Origin of the sequence: Arthrobacter nitrophenolicus (assembly GCF_000332815.1) — a bacterium.
GTDB lineage: Bacteria > Actinomycetota > Actinomycetes > Actinomycetales > Micrococcaceae > Arthrobacter > Arthrobacter nitrophenolicus.
The window spans coordinates 1-10,691 of the sequence record NZ_AOFD01000090.1; the positions used below are offsets into that span (position 1 = coordinate 1).

Below are 10,691 nucleotides of genomic sequence, written 5' to 3' on the forward strand. Positions count from 1 at the left end.
GCGGTGGGGGGCTGCCTGGCGGCGGGCGCGCTTGCGCTCGGCGTTGGCACCGGTGGAGGTGCCGCCGCCCTGCTTCTGGGCCTTGGCTGCCAGCAGTGCGGCGCGGGTGCGGGGATCAACCTTGTCCGCCATCTCGCCCACCAGTTCGGCGACGATGGGCGAGCTTGCCGTGACGCGTTCGAAGCTCACGTCCACGCCTGCGGCCTTCATCAGCTTCTTGACGTCGGTCTGCTGCTCCGGGAGGGTCAGCGTGACAACGGTGCCGTCGGAACCGGCGCGGGCGGTACGGCCCGAGCGGTGCAGGTAGGCCTTGTGCTCGGTGGGCGGATCAACGTGGATCACCAGTTCGACGTCGTCCACGTGCACGCCGCGGGCAGCGACGTCGGTGGCCACCAGAACGCGCACCTCGCCGGAGGAGAACTCGGCCAGGTTGCGGTCACGGGCGTTCTGCGACAGGTTGCCGTGCAGGTCCACGGCGGGTATCCCGGCGTCGGTCAGGGTCTTGGCGAGCTTGCGGGCGTGGTGCTTGGTCCGCATGAAGAGGACCCGGCGGCCGGCACCGGACGCGAGCTCCACGATCAGCTGCTTCTTGACGGTCTGGTCGTTGACCACCAGCACGTGGTGCTCCATGGTGGTCACCGCTGCCTGCGGATCGTCCACGGAGTGGGTCAGCGGGTTGGACAGGTAGCGCTGGACGATCTTGTCCACGCCGTTGTCCAGGGTGGCGGAGAAGAGCAGGCGCTGGCCCTGGCTGGGGGTCATATCCATCAGCTTCTTGACCACGGGCAGGAAGCCGAGGTCGGCCATGTGGTCGGCCTCGTCCAGGACGGTGATCTCCACGGCTTCGAGCGTGAGGATTCGCTGGCGGATCAGGTCCTCCAGGCGGCCGGGGCAGGCGATGACGATATCGACGCCGGCGCGCAGCGCCTTCTCCTGGCGGGCCTGGGAGATGCCGCCATAGATCACCGTGGTGTTCAGGCCGGCGGCCTTGGCCAGCGGTTCGATGGTGGCGTTGATCTGGGTCGCCAGTTCACGCGTGGGCGCCAGGACCAGGCCCATGGGGCGGCCGGGCTTGCGGAAGTACGGCGCTTCGCGTTCGGCCAGGCGGGCCACCAGCGGAATGGCGAAGGCGATGGTCTTGCCGGAGCCGGTGCGGCCGCGGCCCAGGACGTCGCGTCCGGCCAGCGTGTCCGGCAGGGTCTTCACCTGGATGGGGAACGGGGATTCGATTCCCTGCGCGGCAAGGGTATCGGCAAGGGCTTTGGGCGTGCCGAGGGCAGCAAAAGTAGTCAAAGTCAAAGGTCTTTCAGGCGGTATCCGTACGGATATCGGCCCCCGGCGCCGGTTGGCCCAGGGGTTTCGCCGAAGAAAATTCAGGTGGTCACACCAGCCTGCTGCCGCTTATGCAAAGCGACGGCCGGGACCAAATGGAACGCGTTCATCGACGCAGGATGTGCCTCTCACATGAAAAAAGCCCAGTCCCTAAATGGAGGGAACCCGGGCATCACTGCACATCAAGTTTCACCAGTCTAGCATCCCGCGCGGGTTCGCCCCGCCCCGCCGGCCCGGGGGCGTTGCCTCAGCAGGCGGGGCAGGGCAGTGTTGAGGCATGAGCGAACAGCCGGCACCCCACCATGACAGGCATCACGGCGATTCCATCCCGGGCGGCGGCACCGGTGGCATCGGCAGCGGGATCCGCGGCGATGACGCCGCCTCGATCTGGGACGAGCGCTACCGCACCAAGCCGCAGATGTGGAGCGGCAAACCCAACCCCCAGCTGGTGCGGGAAGCCGGCGGACTGAAGCCGGGCAAGGCGCTGGACCTGGGCTGCGGCGAGGGTGCAGACGCCATCTGGCTCGCGCAGCAGGGCTGGACGGTGACCGCCGTCGACGTGTCCGCCGTCGCACTGGAACGCGCGCAGTCGCATGAAAAGGCTGCGCTGGCAAGGGAAAGCGTCCACGCGGCCGACGGTGCCATTGCCAGCCGTATCACCTGGCAGCAGGCCGACCTGGAACAGTGGCAGCCGGAGGGGGCCTTCGACCTGGTGACCTCGCAGTTCCTGCACTCCCAGGAACTCGCCTGGCAGGGGCCGCTGCGGACGGCGGCGGCTGCGGTGAAATCGGGCGGGACGCTGCTGGTGGTGGGGCACCATCCGGACCGGCTTCCCCCGTGGGGTGCCAGCCACCACAACCACCGGGACATGTTCTACACCGGGGATGAACTGGTCAGGGAACTGGCGCTGGACGGTCCCGGGTGGCAGCTTGAGGTCCTCACCAGCCGGGAACGCCCGGTGACCGGGCCGGACGGCGAGCACGCCACCATCGCGGACGTCGTCCTGCGGGCCACCCGTCTGACCTGACCCTACGGCCGCCTGGTGGTGACCCGCGGCGCCACCAGTGCCGCGGCTGCGGCGATCACGGCGGCAAGGGCGAAGACTCCGGAGAAGGAGGCCGCCGGCGTCGTAAATGCCGCGAAGACGATGCCCGTCGTGGCCAGCGCCAATGCCCCGCCGAGCGAGTCTGCGATGGACATGGCGGAGCTGTTGAAACCCTCGTTGTCCTTGGTGGACAGGGCCAGGGTCATGACACTCAGCCGCGGATAAAGCAGGCCCATCCCGCCGCCAGCAAAGATCCAGCCACCGATAACGACGGCGGCCGGCCAGTTAAGCGCGGTGGTGGCCAGGGCGAGCAGCACCGCGCCCAGGACCATCAACGCCCCGGCCGTCACGGCGGTGCGGTGGGACAGCCTGGCGCCCAGCCGGCCCTGCACGGCCGATGCCCCGGCCCAGGAAAGCGCGCCGCCGGTGAGCGTGAGGCCGGCGAAGGTGGGCGAAAATTCGTACTGCTCGATCAGCAGGTACGGCAGGTAGACCTCAGCGCCGAAGAACGCGGCCGAGGCGAGCCCGCGGGCCAGGATAACGCTGGGCAGCCCCCGCCGGGACAGGAGCGTGCCGCGGGGAACCAGCGGGCGGACGGCCAGCAGGGCCAGGACGACGGCGGCAACGGCCAGGAGCGCCGTGGCTGCGGGAAACCCGGGGATACGGACCTCCGCGGACAGGTTCAGCGCCAGCACGGCCACCGCGGCGAGCGCCGCCCACGCGAGCCGGCCCACCGCCCACGGGAGCTTTGCGGCTTCTGCCGGCTGCTGCGCCATTCCCCGCAGGACGGGCGCGATCATCAGCAGCGCCGGGATGACCAGTCCCACCACGCCGAGGAACACCCAGTGCCAGCTGAAGACCTGCACCACGATCCCCGCGGCAAACGGGCCCACGAGGGACGGGATCACCCAGGCCGCGGAGAACGCCGCGAAGATCTTCGGGTGCAGCACGCCGGGATAGATGCGGGCCACGAGCACATACAGCGCCACGGTGAGGGCGCCGCCGCCCAGGCCCTGGACCAGCCTGCCGGAAACGAGCATCGGCATGCTCGCGGACGTCCCAGCGATCAGCAGGCCCAGGACGAACAGCCCCACGGAGGAGTACAGGGGTGCGGTGGGGCCGCGCCTGTCGGACCAGTTGCCGGCCGCCACCATGCCGATGACGCCCGTGGCCAGCGGACCGGCGAACGCCAGGGCGTAGAGCCCGGCGCCGTCCAGCTCGCGGCTGACGAGGGGCATGATGGTGGTCACCGCGAGGGATTCGAACGCGGCGAGGAATACCAGGCACACGTGCCGATGGTGACCCAGAGGTAGGGCCGCTGCAGGATCCGGCGGCGGGGTGGGTGGTTGGAAGGGTGGGATCGGGCACGGTCACGGCCTAGCCAACGAACCTGTCGCGGCCGGCGCGGTAGCCGAAGACCGCCGCCAGCAGCCCGACCGCCAGGAACAGGAATCCGGCGGCCGCAAAGGACCCGGTTGCCTGGTGCAGCTGCCCCACCATCAGCGTCCCGGTGGAGCCCAGGCCGTAGCCCACGCCCTGCATCATCCCGGACAGGTGCGCGGCGGTGTGCCCGTCCCGGGTCCGCAGCATGATCATGGTCAGCGCCACGGCCGTGAGGCTGCCCTGCCCCAGCCCCAGCAGGCCCGCCCACACCCACACCAGGTCCAGCGGCCCGAAGATGCAGAGGGCGAACCCGGCGCCGGTCATCAGCGCCACCGTCGTATTGATGGCCCGCTGGTCCCGGAACCTCGCGGCCAGCGCCGGCGCGAACAGTGAGCCGAGCATCTGCAGGACGATGCTCGCGGACACCATCAGGCCCGCGGTCCCGCCGTCCACCCCGCGTTCGCGGAGGATGGGCGCCAGCCAGGCGAACACGCTGAAGGACATCATGGCCTGCAGCACCATGAAGAGCGTCACCTGCCAGGCCACGGCGGACCGCCACACGTTGACGCCGTCCCTGACGGCCGTGTGCCGGACCGGCCGCTGCGGGGCGGCCACCGGGAGGAACAGCAGCAGCACGACGGCGGCGGGCAGCGCCCAGAACCACAGGGCCAGGGTCCACTCCCCCGTCGCCGTGTAGACCGGGTAGGTGAAGCCCGCCCCCAGTGCGGCGGATGCGCAGATGGCCGTGGTGTACAGCCCGCCCATGAGGCCCAGCCGGTGCGGGAAGTCGCGTTTCACCAGGCCCGGAAGCAGGACGTTGCAGAGGGCTATCGCGGCGCCGCAGGCCGCGGTGCCGGCGAGGAGGGCGGGCAGATGGCCTGCGGCCGGAAGTTCCACCGGGCGCAGCAGCAGCCCCGACGTCAGGACGGCCATGGCACCCAGCAGGACGCGTTCGGCGCCAAACCTGCGCGCCAGGACCGGGGCAAGCGGAGCGAACACCCCAAGAAGCGTCACGGGAACGGTTGTCAGGACCACCACCGCCCATCCGGGCAGCGCCGCCTGCGAAGTGGCCTCGGGGAGCACCGCGGAAAAGCTGGAAAACACGGTCCGCAGGTTGAGCCCGATGAGGACAAGGCACAGGCCGAGATAGGCAAGCTGGCGCCGGCTTCCCACCCGGGTGGGCTGCGGCGCGGGCAGCTCATCGATCTCGGCGTCCACCAGGATGCCTGGCTCGGCCCGGGCATGCGCCGCCTTCCCGGCAGGGCTTCCCGGCCGCTGCTTCCTTGCCTCGGCGTTCGTCGCTTCCGTCACCCGCCCATTGTTGCAGGCGCCCACCGCGGGCAGGAGTTGTCCACATACGGCGTCCGTGCCCTTTTGGCAGCCAGGCAGCTCCCTACGTTTGAAGGGCACCTGCCGGGCCAGTCATCACAACCAGCGAGAACCATGGACACGCCACCACAGTCCGGGCACACCAACACCGGGGCGGCGAACACCGCCCCGCCCGTCCAGGCCGTTCCGGCACCGGCAGGCGGCGGCCATAACGGCACAGCCGTTGCCGGCTTTGTGCTGGCGGTCGTTGCCCCCGCGAGCCTCCTGCTCACGGCCCCGTTCGCCCGTTTTGCCATGCTCCTGACATTCCCGTACAGCGGCCCTTCACAGAATCCGTGGCTGGCTCCCCTCGTGTTCTGGAGCCTGCCCCTGATCTTCGGCATCACCTCTGCCTCGCTGGGCGGCTACGCCCTTCGCAAATCCGGGCTTCGGGCCAAGGGATCCGGGCTGGCGCTGGCGGCCTTGTGCATCAACAGCGTGATCTTCATCGTGGGGCTGATCATGACCCTGCGGTTCGTGTACATGATGCGTTGACGCCCCGTGCCGTGGCGGGACCCTCCGGCCGCGGCTGTCCCCGCCGGCCGGGGACGGGACCCTCCGGCCGTTCCCGCCCCGGTATCCTTGGAGGGATGAGTGAATCCCCGGAAAACCCCCAGCAGCCGCATGTCCCGAGGCCGGTCACGCCCGGAACGCAGGCCTCCTTCGGCACCTACGGCGGCCGGCCGGTCAGCTTCGTCCGCCGCGGCACCCGCCTGCAGGGCCGCCGCCAGGCCGCCTGGGAAGAACATGCGGACCGGTGGGCGGTGGACGTCCCCCGGCACGTCGCGAACACTTCTGTCCACCCGGACTACACGTTCGACGCCGAGGCGGAGTTCGGCCGCAAGGCGCCCCTGATCGTGGAAATCGGCTCCGGCCTGGGTGACGCCATCTGCCATGCCGCGGAGCAGAACCCAGACACTGACTTCCTGGCTGTGGAGGTCTACACCCCCGGCCTGGCCAACACCATCATCAAGATCAACAGCCGCGGGCTCACCAACGTCCGCGTGGTGGAAGCCAACGCTCCCGAGGTCCTCGCCACCATGCTGCCGGCCGGGTCCGTGGACGAACTGTGGGTCTTCTTCCCCGACCCGTGGCATAAGTCCCGGCACCACAAGCGCCGCCTGATCCAGCCCGAATTCGCCGCGCTGGCAGCCCGCGCCCTGAAGCCCGGCGGGCTCTGGCGGATCGCCACCGACTGGTCCAACTACGCCATCCACGTCCGCGACGTCCTGGCGGATTCCCAGGACTTCGAAAACCTGCATACCGGCGAACGCCGGGGACCCGAAAGCCCGCTCACGCAGGTCTGGCAGTCAGGGGTAGAAACCGTCGTGGGAGGCGCCCCCGTCCGCGAAGGCCGCGCACCGGTGAGCACGGAACACACGGGCCCCAACGAAGGCATCGACGAAACCGGCGGCTGGGCGCCGCGGTTCGAAGGCAGGATCCGCACCAGTTTCGAGGCCAAGGCCCACGAGGCCGGGCGGCTGATCTTCGATCTCTGCTACCGCCGCCGATAGCGCACACGCGCAGCAGCACAACCGGGTCAGCCGACGTTGATGCCGGCCACGATCTCCTTCAGCATGCCGAGCCGGGGTTCCACCTCGGGGCTGGCGTACGGCCAGAGCACCACGACGCCGATGAACCGTTCGTTTTCCCAGACACCCACAGTGGCAGCCACCTTGCCTGAGCCGGCGTCGCCGTAGCCCGCCACCACGGCGTATGCGGCCTTGCCGGGCAGGTCGAGTTCGCCGTCGGCCAGCAGGGTCCCGGCGCGCTCCTCAAGGTAGAAGCCGGCCATGAGGTGCGCCCATCCAGTGGCCTGCGGGGCATCCCGGACGGAGGTCTCGTCCTTGATGACGGTCACCAGGACACCGCCCGGCAGGCCGTACTGCTCACTGTCTGGTCCGGCAGTGGAGGACTCCAGGACCTGGGTGTGATCGGGAAAGTCTGCCGTGAATCCCAGCGGTGATTCGATGTGGACGGACATGGTCACAGCCTCTCGAGCTTGGTGTCGTTGGGGACCTTATAGTACGTGGACACGTTGGTGGTGGACTGGTTCTCGGTACTGACTTCCACCTCACCCACCTTCACATCCAGCCCTGCCTCGCTGGAAGCAGTGACAACGTTGTTGACCTGGACGGTGGCGGAGCCTGCCTCGTAGAGCCGGGCGGCGTCCCGGGCTGCTGCAGTGTCATTGCCAAGGGCCACGTTGCGGAGGTAGCTGTCGATGACGGGGCGGTTCACCGGTGAGTAGTCGACGTCGATCTTCACGGTGCCCTGAGTCCCCACGGACACGGAGGACTCTACCTTTACCGCCTTCACGTCGGTGCCGGCCACCACGCCCTGCGCCACGGTGCCGTCCATGGTGACGGACACGGAGGAGATGTTGCTGTCCTTGTCCATGGCGACCTGCAGGCCGCCCTTGCCGGAGGCTTCGAACACGCGGCCGTCGAGGTTCAGCTTCCCCTGCGCGGATACCTCGCCGCTGGCCGTGGCAGTGCCGTCCGTGAGGTTCCGCTCGTAGGCCAGGTCGAGTTTCGCCGAGCCGGCCGCCGCGCCGGCCTCCCCTTCGGCCTCCAGCGAGAGGGTGCCCTTGGCCTTGTCTGTCTGGCCGGTGGATCCGTTGTCGCCGGCGGCGTTGTTAATCGTGTCCAGGATGTAGTCCGGCGGGTTGCCGGCCACATCCTTGATCTCGCCCACGCTGTCCGGCGGCAGGTCCCGGTACATCTGCTCGCGGGCGGCCATGGCCTCCTCCACGCTGCCGAAGGTGTACTCCCGGGACACCTGCCCGTTCAGGGTGACGCCGGCGGTTCCGGTGGTGTCATTGACGCCCAGCCCCATGTTTCCGTACACCTTCATGGTGGCGGAGCCGTCCGCGTTCTCCACCACTTCGGTCCCCACCTCCGCGCCGCCGTGGACCCAGGCCACCCGCGCCTCGATGGAAGCCTTTCCGGTTTCGGAGTAGACGGGGATATCCGCCTTGGCCAGTTCCTGCAGGTAGTCCTTGGCCTGTTCCTGGGCCGAGGCCGGGATGCCGCCGTCCATCCGCATGAGGTCCTCGGCGAAGGGGCCGTCCTCCCCAGCGCCTTCGATCAGGTACTTCCGGTCGGCGGTGGACAGGCCTGCCCACCATTCCGCCTGCTCCCTGGGGCCGGCATCAAGCATGCGATCCAGGCCGGCCTCCAGCTCCCTCCGGTGTTCCGCGGCGGCAGCCGCCGCCGCGGCCTGCTCCTGGAGCCAGACCCGGGCCTGCCCGGCCAGGATTGCCATCCGGTCCCACAAGCTGGTGCCGCCGGCCCCGGAGAATGACGAGGCCTTCTCCTGCTCGTCGGCGTGCTGCAGCAGGAGCTTCGAGTTTTCACGCAGTCCGGCCACCACCCGTTCCAGCCCGGGGCGGTGGGTGCCGGTCCATTCCCGCCGGAAGCGTTCCCCGTCCGCGCCCTTCCACGGCGCAGCCTGGATCTGGCCGTGCAGCACGCCGGCCCGGGTGCTCAGGAGGGATGCGGCCTGCTCGGCCGCCTTGGCCAGTGCCCTCAACTGGCTGACGTCGGCGCCGTAAAAAGTCATGTGGTCCCCCGGGAAAGTGTGCGCTTCGTGTTCAACCGCCGTGCCCATGGTTGCACGGGGCGCACCCAACGGGCGATGGGGATCCCTCCCCATCGGATCACCGCCCTCCGGGGATTCCGGCCGGAATCCCCGGCGCCGGCACCCGGCAGTTGCCCTTGGCAATCCTTGAGCCACGCATACTGTTCCGGGCCCCGTCCGCGTGGGACGATTACGGTTGTGTGGGGCACGCACACCAGTGAACCACCGCGCGGGTGCCGCGCATGCACAAAGGAACAGCCATCAAAAGAGAACTGAAGCAGGCAGTAAGCGCCGCAGAGAACGTCACCAACTCGCGGACACTGGAGGTGCTGGCGAGGGCAGGATTTGCTGCGAGCGGCATCCTGCACCTGCTGGTAGGCGCAATCGCCATCCGGCTGGCCATGGGCGGCAGCGGCAATGCCGATTTCAGCGGCGCCGTGGCGGAACTTTCAACCCAGCCGGCCGGTCCCTTCCTGCTGTGGGCCAGCTTCGCGGCATGCGCTGCGCTGGCGCTGTGGCAGACCAGCGACGCCATCTTTGACTACAACCGCCTCCCCACCAAGGAAAAGGCAGGGAAGAAGGCGAAGGCCGGGGCGCAGGCCTTGGTCTTTGCCGGGCTTGCGCTGACCCTGCTGTCCTTCGCCCGGGGCACGGGTTCGGGCGGTGACAACCAGCGGGCCGCCAGCGACATGACCGTCAACCTTATGAAGGCCCCCGGCGGCGTGGCCCTGCTGGTGGTGCTGGGCATCGCCATCGCCGTCACGGGCGTGGTGTATGCCATCCGCGGCCTGCGGAAGTCCTTCGAAAAGCACCTGGTGATGCCGGCCAACCAGAAGGCCAGGACGGCTGTCACCGTGCTGGGCGTGACCGGGTACGTGGCCAAGGGCATCGTGCTGTTCCTGACCGGCTTGCTCATCGCCATCGCCACGCTGCAGGCCCACCCGGAGGACTCCACCGGCCTGGACGGCGGCCTCCGTGCGCTCCGCGACCAGCCCCTGGGCGTCTACCTGCTGGCGGCCGTGGGCGCCGGACTGATCTGCTACGGGGTGTTCATGATCGTGCGGGCGCGGCTTGCCAAGATGAACCAGTAGCACCCGGGATCCTGCGGCGGCTCGTTAGGCTGGGAGCATGCCCCAGGTACGCGCCGAACGCCTCATCCGCCTCGACCCGGAGACCGTTTTCGCGTTCTCCCAGACCACCGGCTCCTTCCGGCTCAAGTGGGATCCGTTCATCTCCTCCCAGGGGTTCCTGGACGGGGCCGGTTCGGCGGGCAAGGGCGTCCGCACCCGGACCCGCTCCCGGCTGGGACTGACGATGGTCAGCGAATACGTCTCCTACGCCCCGCCGCGCAATGTGGGCATGACCATGGTCTCCGGGCCCTGGTTCTTCGGGAACTTCGGCGGCGGGTGGCGCTTCACGAACGACGACGGCGGCACCCGGGCTGTCTGGAAGTACACCTTCTCGTGCCGGCCGGCTGTGTTGCGGCCGCTGATGGATCGGGTGGGCACCTGGTTGCTGGGACGCGAGATCGAGCGCCGGATCGAGCGTTCGCCCGGGCCTGCGAGGACCCGGCGCTGGTGGCCGAGTTCAGGGCGGACCTCAGGGCACGGTGATGACGGCCACCGCGTTCTGCGTCCCATCCCGCAGTTCCACGCTGGAGATGCTGCCCAGCTGAATCGGCGTGGCCCCCGTGACCCGGACCCTGCCGCTGGGTGTTGCCGTCCAGGAGCAGGCCCGGTCCTCGCTGCCGGCGCGGTCGCGGACCCAGAGCGAGAGCGTCCCGTCCTGCGGCAGGCTGCTCCCGTTCACCGCCAGCTCCGTTCCCCAGGTCTTCCTGGCGAGGTCGATGCTGAACTGCAGCCCGCCCCCGGACTGTACCGAATACGTGGCGTCGGGCGCCTCGGGCCGCGCCAGCAGCGGACCGGCCAGGATGCCCGCGGCAAGGCAGGCTGCGGCGACGGCGCCCACCAGCGCCACCCAC

The 10,691-nt window shown here is 69.4% G+C and carries 8 protein-coding genes and 3 pseudogenes; 5 read left to right on the forward strand and 6 right to left on the reverse strand.

Annotated elements, in window-relative coordinates; translation table 11 throughout:
• Positions 1-1,293: DEAD/DEAH box helicase (locus tag G205_RS19740; protein ID WP_009359570.1), on the reverse strand; the 1,293-nt coding region annotated here is incomplete at its 3' end.
• 316 nt (positions 1,294-1,609) lie between these two features.
• Between G205_RS19740 and G205_RS19745 the strand changes: the two genes are divergently transcribed.
• Positions 1,610-2,359: a class I SAM-dependent methyltransferase gene (locus G205_RS19745; RefSeq protein WP_009359571.1), complete on the forward strand. Its 750-nt coding sequence runs from the start codon at positions 1,610-1,612 to the stop codon at positions 2,357-2,359.
• A gap of 2 nt (positions 2,360-2,361) precedes the next feature.
• Here the strand turns inward: G205_RS19745 and G205_RS19750 are convergent.
• A pseudogene (locus G205_RS19750) lies at positions 2,362-3,704 on the reverse strand (MFS transporter).
• 50 nt (positions 3,705-3,754) lie between these two features.
• The gene (locus G205_RS19755) at positions 3,755-5,071 is read right to left on the reverse strand and encodes an MFS transporter (RefSeq protein WP_009359573.1); all 1,317 of its coding nucleotides are present in this window, start codon (positions 5,069-5,071) and stop codon (positions 3,755-3,757) included.
• A 132-nt stretch (positions 5,072-5,203) separates the two neighbouring features.
• On the opposite strand from G205_RS19755, the gene G205_RS19760 reads away from it, so the two are divergent.
• Together G205_RS19760 and trmB are read left to right on the forward strand one after the other, a co-directional pair.
• Positions 5,204-5,623 carry a hypothetical protein gene (locus G205_RS19760; protein ID WP_009359574.1) on the forward strand — a complete coding sequence of 140 codons (420 nt, stop codon included), beginning with the start codon at positions 5,204-5,206 and terminating at the stop codon, positions 5,621-5,623.
• 95 nt (positions 5,624-5,718) lie between these two features.
• Positions 5,719-6,642 carry a tRNA (guanosine(46)-N7)-methyltransferase TrmB gene (gene trmB, locus G205_RS19765; protein WP_009359575.1) on the forward strand — a complete coding sequence of 308 codons (924 nt, stop codon included), beginning with the start codon at positions 5,719-5,721 and terminating at the stop codon, positions 6,640-6,642.
• A gap of 26 nt (positions 6,643-6,668) precedes the next feature.
• Here trmB and G205_RS19770 read toward each other — a convergent pair whose 3' ends face one another.
• A complete protein-coding gene (locus G205_RS19770) occupies positions 6,669-7,112 on the reverse strand; it encodes a hypothetical protein (RefSeq protein ID WP_035753938.1) in 444 nt (147 codons plus the stop codon).
• Between the two features lie 2 nt (positions 7,113-7,114).
• Positions 7,115-8,692 (reverse strand): hypothetical protein, encoded by a 1,578-nt coding sequence (locus tag G205_RS19775; RefSeq protein ID WP_035753942.1) that lies wholly within the window; start codon positions 8,690-8,692, stop codon positions 7,115-7,117.
• A gap of 260 nt (positions 8,693-8,952) precedes the next feature.
• On the opposite strand from G205_RS19775, the gene G205_RS19780 reads away from it, so the two are divergent.
• Both G205_RS19780 and G205_RS21465 read left to right on the forward strand, forming a co-directional pair.
• Positions 8,953-9,801, forward strand: a complete 849-nt coding sequence (locus G205_RS19780; RefSeq protein ID WP_009359578.1) for a DUF1206 domain-containing protein — start codon at positions 8,953-8,955, stop codon at positions 9,799-9,801.
• Positions 9,802-9,838: 37 nt separating this feature from the next.
• Positions 9,839-10,323: pseudogene (locus tag G205_RS21465) on the forward strand (SRPBCC family protein).
• Here G205_RS21465 and G205_RS19785 read toward each other — a convergent pair.
• Positions 10,310-10,691: pseudogene (locus G205_RS19785) on the reverse strand (anti-sigma factor); the annotation flags it as partial. The pseudogenes G205_RS21465 and G205_RS19785 overlap by 14 nt on opposite strands.